The sequence below is a fragment of the Rhizobium anhuiense bv. trifolii genome, assembly GCF_024346605.1.
GTDB classification, from domain to species: domain Bacteria; phylum Pseudomonadota; class Alphaproteobacteria; order Rhizobiales; family Rhizobiaceae; genus Rhizobium; species Rhizobium anhuiense.
In genome coordinates this window covers 71,174-88,775 of record NZ_CP098802.1, presented here as the reverse complement: position 1 = coordinate 88,775, position 17,602 = coordinate 71,174, and the positions used below count along the sequence as shown (strand labels likewise).

Here is a 17,602-nt window from a genome sequence, read left to right as displayed (position 1 = left end):
TAGTAGGCCTGCCAGCGGGTTCCGCCGTAAATAGGTTTTAGGATGGCAACGGAAATTCAAAACGCAAATATTCTCGTTTTGGCGACTGGTGGATCGATCGCGCAAACGTCACCCGACGTTCCAACGTTGACCGGAAAGTCGCTGCTCGGCGCCATTCCCGAATTTCAAAATAAGGCCGGTATTGTCGTAGAGCAGATTTCCCAAGTTTCCAGTCCTGACGTCACTGCGGGTCATTGGCTGGCATTGGCGCGCCGCGTCAACATGGCAGCAGTCGATGACCAGATCCATGGAATTGTTGTGACGCATGGTACCGATACTCTGGAAGAGACTGCATTCTTTCTGCATCTCACAGTCAAAAGTGACAACCCGGTGGTCGTCGTGGGCGCAATGCGTAGACCCTATTCACTCGGCGCGGACGGGGCGGCCAACCTCCGCGACGGAATCGTTGTCGCGGGTTGGCCAGAGGCGAGAGGTAGGGGCGTTCTTGTTGTCCTGAACTCTGAAATCCACTCCGCCCGGGATGTCTCTAAAACCAACTTCAATCTCGATGCATTTAAGTCTCCGGATTTTGGCATTCTTGGCCAGGTGGTCGCTGGGCGGCCCCATTTTTATCGGCGCGTGGAACGAAAGCATACGCTTGGCACCGCGTTCACAGCCGATTTACCGCACCTGCCACGTGTTGCGATCGTCTACAGCCATGTCGGCGTGACACCGGACATGCTCGAGGCAGTTGCGACGTCCGGGTACGAAGGCATCGTTTGGGCTGGCACCGGCAGCGGTAGCCTTCCTCAGGCAATAAGGCCAGCCGCCACGGCACTCGTGAAGAATAACGTGGCTTTCCTACGCTCATCACGCGTGAACTGCGGCCATGTCAAACGCAATGATGAAGTCGATGACGATGCGCTGGGGTTCATCACCAGCGATACGCTCAACCCGCAGAAAGCGCGCATCCTGTTGATGCTTTCGCTCACCCGGACTAAGGACCCCGTGGAGATACAGCAGCTATTTGACACTCACTAGAAGAGTACGTTGCGGTGGCGTTCTTTAAAGGCTCCTCACGGCTCAACGGCGCATTAGAAGCATAACGTGCGGGCTAACCTTCACACGGGAAAGGACAGATAGATGTCTAAATTGGATGGCGCATTTGCTGCGGACATGCCGAAGGAAAAGTTGCAGAGTCTGGAAAAAATTCTGAGCTACGCGGACACCAATATAAGCGGCAGCTTAGACCGGCTTTTTCAGTTGTTGCGCATACCTTCTGTCTCCTGCGATCCGCATTATGCCGGCCAATGCCAGGAAGCCGCAAGATGGTTGTCTGACGAACTCGAGAACATCGGATTTGCCTCTTCGGTTCGGGAAACAATTGGACATCCGGTCGTTGTTGCACATCATGAGAACTCTGGCGGTCCGCATGTCTTATTCTATGGTCACTATGATGTTCAGCCTATCGATCCACTTGATGAATGGGAGGCAGACCCATTCGACCCACAGCTAAGAGTGCAGTCGAGCGGTGAAACCCATATTGTCGCGCGTGGTGCATCCGACGACAAAGGCCAGCTTTTAACGTTCATAGAAGCGTGTCGGGCCTGGAAGGCTGTGACAGGCAGCTTGCCCATAAGCGTTTCTATGTTCTTCGAAGGCGAGGAAGAGAGCGGCAGCCCCAGCATGGATGCATTTCTGAATCAAGCTGGGGATGAACTAAGCGCAGACATCATGCTGCTGTGCGATACATATCTTTGGAATGACGCGGTTCCAGCAGTCACTGTCATGTTCCGCGGCTTGCTTGAAGAAGAAATAGAAATCACTTGCGCCAATCGTGATTTGCATTCGGGTGCCTACGGAAATGCTGCTCGCAATCCTATTCAGGTTCTGGCCGAGGTGATTGCCAGCTTGCGAGGCCCGAAAGGGGAAGTCGCGATCGCAGGGTTCTATGACGACGCAAAGGAACCCAGCCGAGAGCTGAAGGCCGAGTTGGATAAGCTCCATTTCGACACCGAGAGGTTCCTGAAGAACGTCGGGCTGTCACAGACTGCCGGCGATCAAACGTATTCCGTCTTGGAGCAGGTTTGGACACGCCCCTCATGCGAAATCAACGGAATTGCGGGCGGATACTATGGCGATGGTTTGAAAACGATCATCCCCTCCAAAGCGACCGCGAAAATATCCTTTCGCTTGGTAGATGGCCAAGACCCTAATCTGATCCGGGCCAAGTTTCACGAGCACATCCGCACGAGAATGCCATCAGACTGCGCTGTCAAGTTCACCGAACTTGGCGGAAGCAAAGCTTCGGTCATCCCCTGTGACAGCAAGTACCTGCGGCGCGCTCGCGCCGCATTGAAAGATGAATGGGGCTGCGACTCGGTGCTGATTGGGTCCGGTGGCTCCATCCCAATCGTCAGCGTCATGCAAAGCAAGCTGTCCATCAATTCCTTGCCAATTGGCTTTGCGCGATCCGACAATCGCCACCACAGCCCGAATGAAAAGTATGATCTCTCGAGCTTCAAAAAGGGGATCCGGTCCTGGATCAGAATCTTGGCCGAGCTGTCAGCCGATGAGGGTAATGATGGATATCTGAAGCCGCACCCACAGGTTTGACGGTACCTCGCAGGAAATGGAGAATAAAATGGCTAAGAGAACAGCTTCAGATTTTGATCATTTGGGACCTTTCCTTTCAAAGCAGCACCCAGAGTTCCTGAAAATCTTCGAAGCGATCGACGAGCTGCCGATCGATGATGCGCATTGCCATCTGGTAACTGACCGCGAGCCGATCATGACATCGACGCGCTTCCTTGAGCGGATGTCTCTGGCAGCGATGGACACTGTGCCCGCCTATTTCCCTGCAGGTGTTTATGATCGATGGCTCGTCGCTGACGAAAAGGTTCGACACGAGCTCAACGCGAAATTTGGGATTCAGCAAAAGATCGACGGGATCATTGGTGACATATCGCAGAGTATCTTCGTCAAGTTCCTTGTGAAAGAGATGGCGCAGTTTCTCGGCTGCGAGCCAAATCTCGAAGCTGTCATGGAGGCCAGGAATGCTCGTTCAAAGAACTACTGGAGTTATGTAAGCAGCCTGCTTCAAGACGTCAGATATGAAAATGTCATGGTTGATACGGGCTATTGCGAAGGCGCTTCGCGCGCGGAAATCGACCGGTATGAAGAGGGTATCCTACCGTGTCGGATGAACAGACTGGCGCGAATAGAGATGATCCAGAAAGAGCTCTTTCCGCTGGAAATCACGTTCGAGGAGTACGAGCAACGCTACACCGCTCGCCTTTTGGACTTGCTTGATGGCACAGGGAACTATGGCAAAAAGTCCTATGGGATGAAGTCCTATCTTCTCCCCTACATCGGGCTGATAGAACCGCTTTATGACAGGGAAATCGCTCGGGCATCCTGGCAGGCACTGAGAGCGTCATATCACAACATCCCAACGATGGACCGCCAGTCGGAATACAACTTGTCCAAGGATCTTCGACGGTACAATTTCACGCTTGCTCTTGAGGAATGCCTTAGGCGGGACATGCCAATGCAAATCCACACGGGCGACGGCGAGGCGCCGTCCGTCATCCTTCGCAATCAAGATCCATTCTATCTGGAAGAAGTCTGTCGGTTTGATCGGGACGGCGTTATGCGCATGCCAAAGATAATTCCCCTTCATGCAGGCTATCCTTCTGTAGGAAAGGCCGCCTGGCTCAGTCACCTTTATCCGAACTGCTATTTCGAGCTGTCGATCATGACGCCGTTCGTGCACCAGAATTTGTTTCAGCGATATATGCAGGTGATGGAGGTCGTTCCGCTGTCCAAGATCCTCTATGCAAGCGACGCGTTTCACGTTCCTGAATTGTATTGGCTCTCCGGTCGCTGGGGCAAGCGATACCTAGCCAAGGCATTGACGGAGTATGTCGTTGGGGGAAGTCTAGACTTTGATGAAGCAATTGAGGGTGCGAGAATGATACTTTATAAAAACAACAGGTCGTTGTACGCGCTCGATTAAGCCTCGATCCGGGCTCGCTCATATCCTCGCCATCTTCGGTACGCATATACCGGTGGGTTGAAAGCGCGCAACGCGATTATGCGTCGGATTGCGCCATGGCCTCGTTTGTCTCCAGTATCGTCTCGGACAACAGCTTCGCTGCCCGGACCAAGGGTTCGCGAAAGTTCTGGAGGTCGTCAAAGCTAACTCGAGCCACCGGAACCGACACGCCAAGGCAGGCTATCAATGTACCCCCTGGCGCAAGGATCGGCACAGCACAACCCACCACTCCCTTAACGAACTCCTCGTTAGTGCGAGCCCACTCGCTTCTTCGTGTCTCTTCCAAAACCTGCAGGAGCGCTTCGGGATCCGTTATCGTGTGGTCGGTGTGCTGCTCCAGATGCAAAGCGCGAACAAGCTTCTCACGAGGCTTTGTGGCAAGCATGCTCAAATAGATCTTGCCGGTCGATGTGCAGTAAAGAGGAGCGCTATGACCAGGATCAAATTGTAGGCTTTGTGGGGCTTTTACTCGTACGCTGTCCACATAGACGACGGCGGTATTCCTGACGATCCCGATCTCGCATTGCTCTCCGATCTCTGCAGCGACATTTTGCAGCACGGCATGCCGCCGCGCTGTTCGAAACGCCGATCCTATCGTTTTGCCTGCCAAGGTCACGAGGTTGTTCCCGACCACGAAGCGTTTCGTTCCCGCTGCGCGCTGCAGCAGTCCACGCGACTCAAGATTGCTGATCAACCGGTGGGCAGTCGGCAACGGCAGATCGAGATTCTTGGCAATTTCTGCCGCAGTGACCGCTTTAATCTGAGCCGCGACGAAGTCGAGGATCGCGAAGGCCCGATCGAGTGGACCATCGGTTTGGATGCTGGGAGTCATTGATACGCCGTTTCATGATGTTTGCGATCGAAAAACGGAAAGAAATTTTCCGATTAACGAACATAGCAACGATTGACAGGTTTGAGAATGCCGCTCGTCCACAATGTACAATCATATGCATTTTTCCAAACGCTATGGCTTCTGCGCCTTTGAAACAGGGTAAACTATAAAGACCTTAAGAGAATGGAGATCGAAAATCTTCCTCAGATTCTCACAAATTGGAATAAAAGAAGCTGGAAAACGATATATCGATGGACCCGGCAAGCGTTTTAAATATGCTCCGAATGTCACTGTCAGACTTGGCGCCCGCCTCAAAACTCGCAGCGCCGACGCGGCAGATAAATTTGCACGGATGTAATGGCTAGCTCCGCCTGCGGTTGGCTGCCAGTCGGAGAATTAAATGAAGCAGCACTACGACGTAGCCGCGGTGAGGAAGTTGTTTCCCGCCGTCGAGAAGATGACGTACCTTGACTCTGGCTTCCAGACGCCGATGTGCGCTCCCGTCAAGCGGGCGCTAGAAGCCTTCTTGAACGAAAGCTACGAAACCGCTGGGCCGAAATCCGTTTGGCTCGAGCGTATGGAGGCAACACGGACCAAAGTTGCCAACCTCCTGAATGCGGCGCCAGAAGAAATCGCCTTCACAAAAAATACATCGGAGGCAATGAACATCGCCGCCAACGCCTTGCCGCTAAAGGCCGGAGATAATGTTCTGATGATCCATGGGGATCATCCGAACAATGCCTATGCATTCTTGAACCTTAAGAAAAAGGGCATTGAGGTTCGCTTCATCGATATGACCGAGACGGTCAATGCGGACAGCTTTCGCGCCGCGATCGATGCGAACACAAAAGCGATCTCGATGTCGTACGTTACCTTTCACGCCGGACATCGCTTTGACATCGAAAGCGTAGGCAGCCTTTGCAAGGAAAGGAACCTCTACTTCGCGATCGATATCATGCAGGCCGTCGGTGTAGTCCCTATCGACGCAAAGAAAGTTGGAGCAACATTCATCGGCTGCGGCACTCATAAAGGGCTGCTCGTCCCTCAAGGCCTGGGCCTTCTCTTCTGGGATCGAACGCGGACCGAATTGGAGCCGGCTTATCTGGCGGCGATTAGTCTCAAGAAACCGCCTGCCGATTTCATCGCACGTCCCGACGACATGGCGGTAGCTGTCACGGCCACCAGATTCGAAATCGGAAATTTCAATCTTCCGGGTATCCAGGCCCTCGACGCGGCTCTCGATCTGATCGCCCAAATTGGGATGGAGAATATTCAGGCGCATTGTTTCGAGCTTGGAGACAGACTCATCGCCGGCCTCGATGCAATGAACATCCAATTGGTAGGACCTCGCGACCGAGCTGTTCGCGCGCCCCACATCTATGTGGCGGCACTCCCCGCAGATGAATGGGTGGACTATTTTACATCCGTCGACGTCCGCGTCTCGCCGGAACGTGACGGAGTGCGGATCTCGCTTGGAATGTTCAACGATGCCTCGGACATAGACCGCCTTCTGGAGGTCATACGCACTCGGCGCCAAGCAATCGGCCAATCGACGCAGGCGGCCTAGGTTCGGTCGCTTGAGCGCATTTGCGCACGGGCATTCGACCGGCTGGGGTGGCCGAGGGCGTTCACGCACTAAACGCGTTTTACCGATGAGCATTCAGCAAAGGACCAAGCAAATTGACCAGCGCTCCCACAATTGAACGCGTCGAGAGAGATTCGCTCGGGCCAGTACAGATTCCGGCGGCTGCCTATTATGGACCGCAAACGGCGCGAGGGATTGCCAACTTCCCGATCTCAGGAATTTCAATCAATCACTTTCCAAACTTCATTCGGGCCCTGGCTTACGTGAAGATGGCGGCAGCGCGAGCAAACGCTAAACTTGGCCACCTCGATATCGCCAAAGCTGATGTGATATGCGCGGTTTGCGAAGAAATTGTCGCCGGGCACCATATGGGCGAATTCCCTCTCGATGTTTTCCAGGGCGGGGCGGGCACATCGACCAACATGAACGTCAACGAAGTCATAGCAAACCGGGGCCTTGAAGTCATGGGGCTGCCACGGGGACAGTATGCTGACCTACACCCAAACAACGATGTGAACCTTGCCCAATCGACGAACGACGTCTACCCGACGGCGATCAGGGTGGCGATCCTGCTCTCCCAAGGAACGCTTGAGCGTGCTCTTCGCCAACTGGCGAGCGAGCTAGAAAGCAAGGCGGAGCAGTTTTCGAGCGTGATCAAGCTTGGCAGGACCCAGCTTCAGGACGCCGTCCCAATGACCTTGGGACAAGAATTCCAGGCGTTCGCAACGACGTTGCGTGAGGATGTTGCACGCCTTGGTGAAATTGGTGCGTTCTTCCACGAAGTGAACCTTGGAGGAACAGCAATCGGAACAGGAATAAACACGAGTCCTGACTATCAGGCCGAAGCTGTTTCTCAATTACGATCGATATGTGGACTGCCAATTGTTGCCGCCGGCAATCTGATCGAGGCTTGTTGGGATACCGGCGCATTCGTCCTCTTCTCGGGAATGTTAAAGCGGACAGCGACCAAGCTCTCCAAGATCTGCAATGATTTGCGACTGCTTTCCAGCGGCCCGCGAGGCGGCCTCAACGAGATCAACCTGCCTGCACTTCAGCCAGGTTCGTCAATCATGCCGGGCAAGGTCAATCCTGTTGTCCCGGAGGTGGTCAACCAGGTTGCCTTCCAGATCATCGGCTATGACCTCACTGTTACAATTGCTTCCGAAGCGGGGCAGTTGCAACTCAATGTGATGGAGCCGGTAATTGCGTATAATATCCTGCATTCACTTGAGCTTCTGACCAACGCCGTCGACGTGCTCCGAACCAAGTGTGTTACTGGAATCACCGCTAACATCGAGACATGCCGCAAGCACCTCGAAGCAAGTACTGCCGTTGCCACAGCACTCACGCCGGCGATCGGCTATGAGAGGGCCTCTGAACTGGCCAAGGAGGTGCTGGCCTCTGGCAAGAGCATCCGTGAGGTTCTCGCCGGAAATCCGGACCTTTCGGAGGATCTGATAGCGCAAACCGCTGATCCGCACCTTCTCACCAGCCCACGCAGATCCACAGCATCGCGATAATTGGTCGGCTGTCGGACTGGCAGACGTCACATTCAGACATTTATGAATCCGAAGGACCCGATCGATGAAGAGCAGAGCAGCTGTCGCGTGGGAGGCCAATAAACCTCTTTCGATCGAAACGATCGAGATCGGCGGCCCAAGGGCGGGTGAGGTTTTGGTCGAGGTCATGGCGACCGGCGTATGTCACACGGACGCCTACACGCTTTCTGGCCTTGATTCCGAGGGAAAATTTCCAGCAATTCTTGGTCATGAGGGTGCGGGCATTGTTCGTGAGATTGGCGCGGGAGTCACAACACTGCGGCCCGGTGACCACGTCATTCCGCTCTACACCCCAGAGTGCCGGCAATGCAAAACGTGTCTTTCCCAGCGGTCTAACCTCTGTACCTCAATCCGAGCCACTCAAGGTCAGGGGCTCATGCCCGACCAAACCACGCGTTTCTCCTGCGATAGCTGCGAGATTTTCCACTATATGGGATGCTCGACCTTTTCGAACTTTACTGTTCTGCCCGAAATCGCGCTCGCGAAGGTTCGCGAAGATGCTCCCTTCGACAAGATTTGCTACATAGGCTGCGGCGTCACCACCGGCATCGGGGCAGTAGTCTATACCGCCAAGGTGAGGGCCGGCTCAAACGTTGTCGTCTTCGGCCTGGGCGGTATCGGTCTAAATGTCATTCAGGGCGCGCGCATGGTCGGCGCCGACAAGATCATCGGCGTCGACCTAAACCCGGCCAAAGCTGAAATTGCCAAAACATTTGGAATGACACACTTCGTCAACCCCGATGAGGTCGGCAACGACAAGGTCGTACAAGCGATTCAAGATTTAACTGACGGCGGCGCCGATTATTCCTTTGACGCGACGGGCAACGTCCATGTCATGCGCCAGGCGCTGGAATGCTGTCATCGAGGATGGGGTGAATCCATCGTTATCGGCGTCGCAGAAGCCGGCAAGGAGATCTCTACCCGTCCCTTCCAGCTCGTGACCGGCCGTGTCTGGAAAGGCACCGCCTTCGGCGGAGCTCGCGGGAGAACAGACGTACCAAAGATCGTCGATTGGTACATGGAGGGTAAAATCAACATCGATGACCTCATCACGCACACAATGCCTCTGCCTGAGATCAACACGGCGTTCGACCTTATGCATGAGGGTAAATCGATCCGGTCAGTAATCGTCTACTAAGCAGAATTAAGCCGCGCTCGCGGCAACCAGGAGGAAACTATGAACGTTCGGCTTCTTCATCCATCAATTCAGAGCCATGTCCACAAATGTGATAGCGATAACTCCGGTGGCATTCTCGTCTGCAAGTGTTCCGACAAGCCAGTGAGGGTCAATGTCCAGGGCGGCATTGCGCATAACCACGCCTGCGGATGCACAAAATGTTGGAAACCAACGGGTGCCGCATTCTCAGTTGTTGCCGTGGTGCCAACCGAGAACATCTCAGTTGTTGAGAATAGCCACAAGCTTACCGTTGTCGACAAAACGGCTCTCATCCAGCGGTACGCATGCAAGGCGTGCGGCACGCACATGCATGGTCCGGTTGAGCGGGAGCACGCCTTCCAAGGATTGTCGTTTATTCACCCCGAATTGTTTGAGAACGACAGTTGGCCGCAACCGACATTTGCCGCTTTCGTATCCTCGGCTATCGAAGGCGGTGTCGACCCGTCCGAAATGAGTGAGATCAGAGCCAGGTTTAAAGATCTCGGACTGGAACCGTACGACTGCCTCTCACCCGCGCTGATGGACTATGTTGCCACGTGGACTGCGAAGAAGAGAGGCGCGTTGGGTTAGTAAAGTGATGCAAGACGATTGCACCTAAATCGATGCTTTTCGCTCCACCGGCGGACAGAGTCACGCCATACTTGGTAACTCAGGTTCTATCGCCCGTCCGTCCGCCCAAAAGCCGGGGCGATGACGATCATCGCCCGGCCAAGCGCCCGACTGTCGCAGCCGGTTAAATAAGGGTGATGACAGCTTCGATCGCGACCTTCGCACCTTTCGGAAGGCCCTTGACCACGGAGCACGCGGGCGGGATAGCTCGTTGAGAAGAAGCTCGCGTAAACTCGATTGACGTCGGCGAAGTCGCCCAGGTCGGTGAGCGACACGGTCGTCTTGGCTGTCGTCGACAGTTCACTAGCGGCGGCCCCGGCGATCGCCCTGACGATTCCTCAGGCACTGCTCCCCTATTGAACGGCGTTTGCGGAATTGCACGAGCCCGTAGCCGGATCAATGGGCAGTTGCCCCCGAAACGAAGAGCAGATCGCCGGCCTTGATGGCCAGTGAGTTTTGGCCGAGTGCTCCAGGTGCGTCGGTTATGGATATCTGTTCGATCAAAGTTCGTCCTCCGTGAAGTTTCTGACCGTGGTTTACGCGTAGCTGCTAACCGCCAGGTCAGTTGCATCGATTTGGGGTTTTCGTCCGGACACAAGATCAGCGATGACGCGGGCCGAGCCAGAACTCATCGTCCAGCCGAGCGTGCCGTGTCCGGTGTTCAGGAAGAGACCCGCGATCTTGGTCGGACCAATCACCGGCGATCCATCCGATGTCATCGGGCGAAGACCCGACCAGAATGTCGCCTCTTTTGCATCGCCGCCGGGAAAAGATCCATGACGGAATGCTCGAGGGTGCTCCGGCGGGCTACGCCCAGATCGTTCATATAGCCGAAGACCACACGGCCGGCCTCGACATCCAAGCCCGTGATCTCGGTACTCCACAAATCGCAGATGATTAGGCTCCAGACTCAATCATGCCCACCAAATGACGAGAGCAGCGATGTAGCAAGTTGCCTCGAAGTTGATCATGAGCTTGTCGTATCGTGTTGCGATACGCCTCCAATCTTTTAGGCGGCAGAAGGTGCGTTCAATAATATTCCTGCGCTTGTAGGCAATGGGGTCGAAGGGCTGTATGCGCTTTCGAGTAGGATTGTTGGGAATGACCGGCTGCGTGCCGCGGGCGGTGAGGAAGTCGCGTAATGTGTCGCTGTCATAAGCGGTGTCTGCGGCACATAGGCGGCTCGCAGGCAAGGGCGTGAGCAGCGGAACGGCAACGGGTGCGTCGCCGCGCTGCCCGGGCGTTATTCGCAGCGCGATTGGACGGCCGCAACCATCGACAACAGCATGGATTTTTGTCGATCTGCCGCCTCGCGAGCGGCCGATTGCCTCGGCATCCGCCCCCCTTTTCCGCCAGCGGCTGATCGGTGGGCTTTGGCGGTGGTGCTGTCGATCATATGAAGATCCCGATCGGCTGTTTGCACCAGAGCTTTAAACAGCCGCCGCCATATTCCTTTCGCAGACCAGCGATGGAAGCGATTGTAGATGGTTGTTGGAGGGGCCGTAGCAAGTGAGACAATCCTGCCATCGGCAACCTGATCGCAGTACATCGATGATTCCACTAATCACTCGACGGTCGTCAGTGCGATGAGCCCCGGGTTTGTTCGTGGGGAGTAGAGCCGCAATCACCGCCCACTGCTGATCGTCAAGCCAGAACTCTCCTGCCATCATCAAAACTCCCATTGTCATCACAATGAATCACAGCGATCGATTTTGATCAATGGCCTGATTGGGTTTGGAGCCTAAGGCACCATTCACAGCTCATCTCGATATATGATCACAGCGCGAAGGGGCTGTGCCAATGAGGCTTTGTGAATCAATTGATCCGCAATGGTCGCCATTCATAAAGTTGCTCGATCAACTCATTGCGCATTTGCGCTTCTTCTGCGGGACCGAAATCGCCATTCTTCTTCAAAACGAGAGGATTTTTCATGGCGACCAATACTGCTCAAGCTAAGAGTGAGAGCAAGGATCCGTTTAACCCGGTACGATTCCTTCAGCAAGTTGTCGCAATAGACAGCTGTGATCCTCCAGGCGGCGAACTGGAAATAGCGCGGCTGGTTCACCGTGAGCTTCTTGCGCTTGGTGTCGAGTCGGAGCTCGACGAGTTTCTGCCAGGACGGGCCAATGTCCTGGGGAGGGTTCGTGGTAGCGGCGAAAAGCCTGCACTGGTTCTTTCTTCTCATATGGACACTGTCCCTATCGGCACAGTGCCTTGGCAGAGGATGCCCTTCTCCGGTGAGATTGAAAACGGGCGTCTGTACGGCCGCGGTGCAACAGACATGAAGAGTGCACTGGCTGCGATGATCGCAGCCGCTGGACGATTGGCCAATGACCCGGGCGGTCGACTGAAGGGCGATGTCATTCTGGCGTTTACAGCCGGAGAAAGCGCCAACCTTCTGGGAGCGCGACGTTTTGTTGAACGCGGCCTAAAAAAGGAAATTGGAGCGTTCCTGTGCGGCGAGCCAACCGATCTAGACGTGGTGATCGTAGAAAAGGCTGCTCTTTGGCTTCGCGCGACTGCCACAGGGCGGCTTGGGCATGTTTCCGGCGAGGCGGGTGTCAATGCAATCGAGCTGATTCATTCCTTTCTTTCGAGCGTCTATGATATCAAGCTCGAGTTTCCGAAGCACCCGCTTCTGGACGAACCAACAGTTCGTGTCGGTCTGATACAGGGCGGTTCAGCGGTAAATCTCACTCCCGACCACTGCGCGGTGGACATTGATATTCGTTTGCCTCCAGTTGCCGATTACGAAGCCGTCGTCGCACAGTTCCGGTCGATCGCACAGGATGGCGTATCGGTCAGCATTCTTGATTTCAAACCTGCGGTAGAAAGCAAACCCGAGGACGAATTCGTCAAGCTCTGCGTCGATACCTGCAGCGTTCATCTAACTCGCGCGCCGGACATAAAGGGCGTCTCGTACTACAGCGATGGCACTGTTCTGCTGGAAGGGCTTTCTGTGCCTTTCGCCATAATCGGACCAGGATCACTGGGCCTAAGCGGGCAGCCCAACGAGTCAGTGTCGGTCGATAATGTGTTGAAAGCGGTCGAGATCTACGAAGATGTAGCTCGCGCTTGGCTCTCTTGAGGTATAATATGTCCCGTCTTCCCCGCATCGGAATAACTCCCGACATCAACGATACGGCCTCTCCAGAAACGGAATACGTCCTTCGAAAAAACTATGCCGATGCAGTGCAGAACGCTGGTGGTCTCGCCTTCATCCTTGCATATAGCGATCAAGTAGAGAAATATCTTGATGCGATTGATGGGCTAGTGATTACCGGTGGCATGTTCGACATCGATCCCGTGCTGTATGGTCAAGTCGCGAAAAAACCATACGAGATGAAGCCCATCAGAACAGATTTCGAGCGCGCCCTCATTCATGGAGCATTGGCGCGAGAGATGCCGATTCTTGGAATCTGCAACGGCATGCAGTTATTGGCGGTCTGCCTTGGGGGGCAACTAGTCCAAGACATACCGACGGAAATTTGCCAGGCACTCGAACATAAGCCGATGCAATCGGCTACCGCCGCTCAGCATACAGTTCAGTTTTTGGGCACATCCCGTCATCTGCCGGACTTGAACGGGCAGACTTTCAGTGTAAACAGTGTTCACCATCAGTCTGTCCTCCCCTCAACGCAATACAAAGCGTTAGCGCGCGCACCGGACGGCGTGCTGGAGGCGCTAGAGGCGAGGGGAGGGGGCTTCGCCATCGGCGTTCAATGGCATCCCGAATACGGCGTAGCTGAAATCGACACCGTAATCTTCGATAATTTCCTGGCCAAAGCGCGCGAATTTTCTCAAAAGGAATTGTGATCCAATGAACTCAACGCCCGAAGAGCGTCTCGAGGCGCTCAGCCTCATTCTACCAAAAATCACAAAGCCAGCGGGAAACCTCCTTGGGTTCAAAGTTGACCGCGGCCAAATTTACGTCTCGGGCCAGTTGCCGCTCGCAGACGGCGCCGAAAAATACGTTGGCAAGGTTGGCGAGACGGTGTCGGAGAGTGAAGCATACGACGCCGCAAAATTGGCAGCCCTTAACGTGATCAGCCAATTGTCACTTGCTACCGGTGGAAACCTGGCCAGGATCGAAGCCATCATCAAAGTGTCAGGCTTCGTAAACTGCACGTCGGATTTCACCAAGATACCATCGGTCGTCAATGGGGCATCAGATCTGTTCGTTGAGGTGTTCGGAGATCCTGGCACTCACTCGCGGTTTGCCATCGGGGTTGTTGCCCTTCCACGAGGGGTGCCGGTGGAGATCGAGGCTATTGCCCGTCTGCGGGATAATTAGTCGATGCGCGACATTCTCGTTCTCGGCGCCGGAGTCGTCGGCATGGCGACAGCTTATGCCTTGTTGCGACAGGGTTTCTCGGTCACCGTTATTGATGCCGCAGCCGGTCCTGCAGAAGCTGGAGCAAGCTTTGGCAATGGCGCCCAGCTAAGCTATTTTTACACGGACGCAATGGCTTCACCTTCATTGGTGACCAATTTGCCAAAGTACATGCTAGGCCTTGATCCAGCGTTCCGTATTAGACCCGGGTTGTCGCCGGCATTCATCGCCTGGGGGCTAAAATTTCTGCTGAATTCCACTCAGTATGCATTTGAACGCAATACGCTCGATATCTTGAAGGTCGCCCTGGAGAGCAGACCGGCAATGAGGGAGATTGCCAAACAAATCAACTTCGACTATTCAAAAACCGGCAAAATCACCCTATATCCGGATGATCATAGCCTAAATAAAGCTAAAGCTCTCGCCGATCTGAAGAACCAATTCGGTGCCCAGCAAACAATCCTCTTGAGAGATCATGCTTTGGAGAAGGAGCCGGCTCTTAAAGAGTACGGGCACGATTTCTTTGGCGCGGTGTGGTCTCCGTATGACGAAGCAGGTGACTCGCGGCTTTTTTGCATTAACCTGCAAGAACTGCTGGAGCGAGACCACGGAGTGAAATTTAGGTTCGGCTCCCGCGTTCGCCGTCTCCTGACCCGATCGGGTGCGCTAGTTGGGGTTGAGACCGATCGAGATCGAATTGAGTGTTCGCGGGCCGTCGTGGCCCTTGGAGCGTCTGCGACTGCTATCACAAGGACGGCAGGTATCCGATTGCCGATTTGGCCGGTTCAGGGCTACTCATTCACAGTTCCTGCACTTGCAGCCGCTCCAATTGCTAGCATAACGGACACCGCGCGAAAGACGGTGTTCTGCCGAATTGGTGACAGGCTGCGAGTTGCCGGCCTAGCAGACATCGGAGAAGTCGAAGGCGGTTTTCGCGAGGAGCGGTTCAACTGCCTTCTAGAGACCGCTAAGGGCATTTTTCCGCGTGCCGGAAATTATGGAGGAGATGTCAATGCCTGGACAGGCTTCAGGCCCATGACCCCCGACAGCAAACCGATTGTCGGTAAGACAAAAGTTCAAGGTGTATACCTGAACTGCGGGCATGGCTCCCTTGGGTGGACCTTATCGATGGCGACCGCCAACAGACTCGCAGATTTAGTTCAGCGTGACTGTTAGTTCGCCAAACAGTTGTTGTTATCCGCTTTGGCGAGGGGCCCCCGTGTCTGTAAAGTATTCTCGATAACCCTCGCCAACTGCTTAGCAGCGAGAGACGGCTCCTGCTCGTTGAAACTGATCTTGAGCCCCGTGTAAGGAAGGGAAGGAAGGCGATGGTCGCCAACGATTTCCATTCCGGCGCGCAGTTCTCCCTCTGGCACGACGGATACCGCCAAGCCGGCACGCACAACCTCCATGACCCCCTCTAAGCTACTGCAGGTCACGACGCGGCGCGACTGCATACCGGCGCCTCGAAGGGTCTCAACCGCAGTTTTATGGTAATTGCACGTTCCACCAACTACTGCCAGAGGAATGATGCCGCTACTGGGAACCTGCCAATTTGGGCGGGAGACCCAGATCAGTCTGCTCGTTTGAAGAAGATTAGATCTGTCCAATTCAGGATCCACTCGAACCAATGCAAGCTCGATATTTCGGGCTTTCAACTCACGCAACAGGTCCGCCGACATTCCCGCCCTGATTTCCACGTTTACAGTTGGTCGTCGTTCGACAAATTCCGCCAGCGCGCGAGTCAACGGCGCAAACAGGTAGGAGTCATCAACGACGCCGACAACAACGGTGCCACTACTCAGTTCCGGACGAAACGCGCTTTCCATTTCGTCCACAAGGGACACAACTTTGCTGGCTCTTTCCATGAGTTCATCGCCTGACGGTGTAAGCCGGCATCGCCGAGTGGTCCGAACAAACAGTTGTTTACCGAGGTGCTCCTCAAGGCGGGCTATCTGCTGACTGACCGTCGATTGGGTCATGTTAAGCCGCTGTGCTGCGCCGGAAAAACTTCCAAGCGTGGCAACCGATGTAAATGTTCTCAAAAGACCGATGTCCATGACATTGCCCTACTTATTCAGCCTGCGCATGTATCGATAACAGAAAACGAATAATCTTCAACTATCTACATGGTAATCCAGAAGGATACCCACTAAAGGAATCAAAATGATTGCAGATGTACGCCAAGTTCTTGAGTTTCGCGACGACGTGAAGGCGGGTAGTCTGCTAGCAGTAAGCACCCGCGTTTGAAAGTCGGCCGGACCTCGCTTGCATTTTGCCACGACTTAAAAGGTCTCAACCAGAACCTTCATGCTACGATGGAAGTAGTCTCAGTCATCTTTGATCTTAGAGCTCGCGGGGCAACGTCGTTGCCTGGCAACAACCGAGCTGCCGCCGAAAAACTGCTCATTCAACGATCGATGTAGGCGTCGTTTGTTTTGGCGGGTGCGCGACTGGGAAGTGAACCTTTCTTTCAGATGGCATGTAGAACGATCCGGATCTTAATTCATGTCCCTGCTCAGAGCCGCCCCGCTCTTATTTTAGCGCGCGAGCCGATTCTGCTTTTCGATCTGACAATATTGCGGCGAAGGGAATTGGCCCCGAGCATTAATGCGTTTTCAAGATGGATTTATGCCAAGCGATAATTTGTCTGCATCCAAACGCCGCGTCATAGTGTTGTCACAAGCGCAGTTGGGAAACCCGCACACGGATCGGTTTCGACCGGATCAGACAAGAATTTCAGTCAGACGTGGTGCAGTCGATAGGCTTAACAAAGGATCTAAAATGGGCACTATTTATCACTTGCGCAGTAACCGGCGGTGGGGACACGGTATCCCGACACCCGCTCATCCCGGTTACACCCAGAGAGATTGCTGACGCAGCCATTGCTCCTGCATCCGCAGGCGTAGCGATCATTCATTTGCACGCTCGCGATCCCGAGGCCGGTCAGCAGAGCAGAAGATCCGGAGTTATTTGCTGAGAACTATCCTTGATAAGAGACAGCGACATCGACGTCATCATAGACATCAGTTGCGGAATGGCTGGAGATCTAATCCTATCAGAGAGCCCCAATGGAATCGCGGGACTGGGCACCGATCTTCTTGGCCCAATTGACCGTCTACGACATCTGGAACGCCTTTGCGAGTGATGCTCCAATGCTAACGTAAAAGGGGGAATTCCCCGGGGGGATAACAAGCGCTCGGAAGCACATCGTTGAAGATCTGGAGCGTCTAAGGAAAATACGCCAGCGCATGAACTCGGCGTCGCCGCCATCAAGGGCGTGCTGGAGCGCGCCGGTGTCGAAGCCGGCGAAGTGGACGAAGTCATCCTCGGTCAGGTTCTCTCGTCGCAAGCGACAATTACCACGTGGGTCGCGAAGGCATTCGTTTCGCCTACGAGGGACATGACCCAGCCAAAGGTCGTTTGTATCAATCGGGGTGAAGAAAGTTCGTACCGGCCGGCTTTCGATTG

14 protein-coding genes and 3 pseudogenes are annotated in these 17,602 nt (G+C 54.5%); 13 read left to right on the top strand and 4 right to left on the bottom strand.

Annotated features, from left to right (window positions below):
• Positions 1-42: 42 nt before the first annotated feature.
• The 3 genes from NE851_RS07330 (at position 43) to NE851_RS07320 (ending at position 3,997) form a co-directional block, all read left to right on the top strand.
• Positions 43-1,020: an asparaginase gene (locus NE851_RS07330; RefSeq protein ID WP_254956834.1), complete on the top strand. Its 978-nt coding sequence runs from the start codon at positions 43-45 to the stop codon at positions 1,018-1,020.
• 135 nt (positions 1,021-1,155) lie between these two features.
• Positions 1,156-2,595: a M20/M25/M40 family metallo-hydrolase gene (locus NE851_RS07325; protein WP_254956984.1), complete on the top strand. Its 1,440-nt coding sequence runs from the start codon at positions 1,156-1,158 to the stop codon at positions 2,593-2,595.
• A 28-nt stretch (positions 2,596-2,623) separates the two neighbouring features.
• On the top strand, positions 2,624-3,997 hold the full coding sequence (locus tag NE851_RS07320; protein ID WP_254956832.1) for an amidohydrolase family protein: 1,374 nt from the start codon (positions 2,624-2,626) through the stop codon (positions 3,995-3,997).
• Positions 3,998-4,073: 76 nt separating this feature from the next.
• Here NE851_RS07320 and NE851_RS07315 read toward each other — a convergent pair whose 3' ends face one another.
• A complete protein-coding gene (locus NE851_RS07315; protein WP_254956830.1) occupies positions 4,074-4,868 on the bottom strand; it encodes an IclR family transcriptional regulator in 795 nt (264 codons plus the stop codon).
• Positions 4,869-5,268: 400 nt separating this feature from the next.
• Between NE851_RS07315 and NE851_RS07310 the strand changes: the two genes are divergently transcribed.
• The 4 genes from NE851_RS07310 to gfa all read left to right on the top strand — a co-directional run bounded on the left by NE851_RS07310 (position 5,269) and on the right by gfa (position 9,759).
• Complete coding sequence (locus NE851_RS07310; RefSeq protein ID WP_254956829.1) at positions 5,269-6,435, top strand: aminotransferase class V-fold PLP-dependent enzyme; 1,167 nt, start codon at positions 5,269-5,271, stop codon at positions 6,433-6,435.
• Between the two features lie 113 nt (positions 6,436-6,548).
• Positions 6,549-7,973, top strand: a complete 1,425-nt coding sequence (locus tag NE851_RS07305) for an aspartate ammonia-lyase (protein WP_254956828.1) — start codon at positions 6,549-6,551, stop codon at positions 7,971-7,973.
• A gap of 64 nt (positions 7,974-8,037) precedes the next feature.
• Positions 8,038-9,150 (top strand): S-(hydroxymethyl)glutathione dehydrogenase/class III alcohol dehydrogenase, encoded by a 1,113-nt coding sequence (locus NE851_RS07300; protein ID WP_254956827.1) that lies wholly within the window; start codon positions 8,038-8,040, stop codon positions 9,148-9,150.
• Positions 9,151-9,189: 39 nt separating this feature from the next.
• Positions 9,190-9,759 (top strand): S-(hydroxymethyl)glutathione synthase, encoded by a 570-nt coding sequence (gene gfa / locus NE851_RS07295; RefSeq protein ID WP_254956826.1) that lies wholly within the window; start codon positions 9,190-9,192, stop codon positions 9,757-9,759.
• A 575-nt stretch (positions 9,760-10,334) separates the two neighbouring features.
• Here gfa and NE851_RS07290 read toward each other — a convergent pair.
• Both NE851_RS07290 and NE851_RS07285 read right to left on the bottom strand, forming a co-directional pair.
• Positions 10,335-10,636 (bottom strand): annotated as a pseudogene (locus tag NE851_RS07290) (FAD-dependent oxidoreductase); the annotation flags it as partial.
• Between the two features lie 76 nt (positions 10,637-10,712).
• Positions 10,713-11,465 (bottom strand): annotated as a pseudogene (locus tag NE851_RS07285) (IS5 family transposase).
• A 263-nt stretch (positions 11,466-11,728) separates the two neighbouring features.
• Between NE851_RS07285 and NE851_RS07280 the strand changes: the two are divergent.
• The 4 genes from NE851_RS07280 to NE851_RS07265 are packed head-to-tail and all read left to right on the top strand — an operon-like array spanning position 11,729 to position 15,307.
• Entirely contained in the window at positions 11,729-12,886 is a 1,158-nt protein-coding gene (locus tag NE851_RS07280) for a M20 family metallopeptidase (RefSeq protein WP_254956825.1), read from the top strand.
• 8 nt (positions 12,887-12,894) lie between these two features.
• Positions 12,895-13,614, top strand: coding sequence for a gamma-glutamyl-gamma-aminobutyrate hydrolase family protein (locus tag NE851_RS07275; RefSeq protein ID WP_233942772.1), 720 nt, complete (start codon positions 12,895-12,897; stop codon positions 13,612-13,614).
• Between the two features lie 4 nt (positions 13,615-13,618).
• The gene (locus NE851_RS07270) at positions 13,619-14,092 is read left to right on the top strand and encodes a RidA family protein (protein ID WP_233942770.1); all 474 of its coding nucleotides are present in this window, start codon (positions 13,619-13,621) and stop codon (positions 14,090-14,092) included.
• Between the two features lie 3 nt (positions 14,093-14,095).
• Entirely contained in the window at positions 14,096-15,307 is a 1,212-nt protein-coding gene (locus NE851_RS07265) for an FAD-dependent oxidoreductase (protein WP_254956824.1), read from the top strand.
• On the opposite strand, the gene NE851_RS07260 is transcribed toward NE851_RS07265, so the two are convergent.
• On the bottom strand, positions 15,304-16,191 hold the full coding sequence (locus NE851_RS07260) for a LysR family transcriptional regulator (protein WP_233942766.1): 888 nt from the start codon (positions 16,189-16,191) through the stop codon (positions 15,304-15,306). The genes NE851_RS07265 and NE851_RS07260 overlap by 4 nt on opposite strands.
• A gap of 689 nt (positions 16,192-16,880) precedes the next feature.
• Between NE851_RS07260 and NE851_RS35300 the strand changes: the two genes are divergently transcribed.
• Together NE851_RS35300 and NE851_RS07255 are read left to right on the top strand one after the other, a co-directional pair.
• A complete protein-coding gene (locus NE851_RS35300) occupies positions 16,881-17,111 on the top strand; it encodes a 3-keto-5-aminohexanoate cleavage protein (protein ID WP_368411033.1) in 231 nt (76 codons plus the stop codon).
• 258 nt (positions 17,112-17,369) lie between these two features.
• Positions 17,370-17,474, top strand: a pseudogene (locus NE851_RS07255) (thiolase family protein); the annotation flags it as partial.
• Positions 17,475-17,602 lie beyond the last annotated feature (128 nt).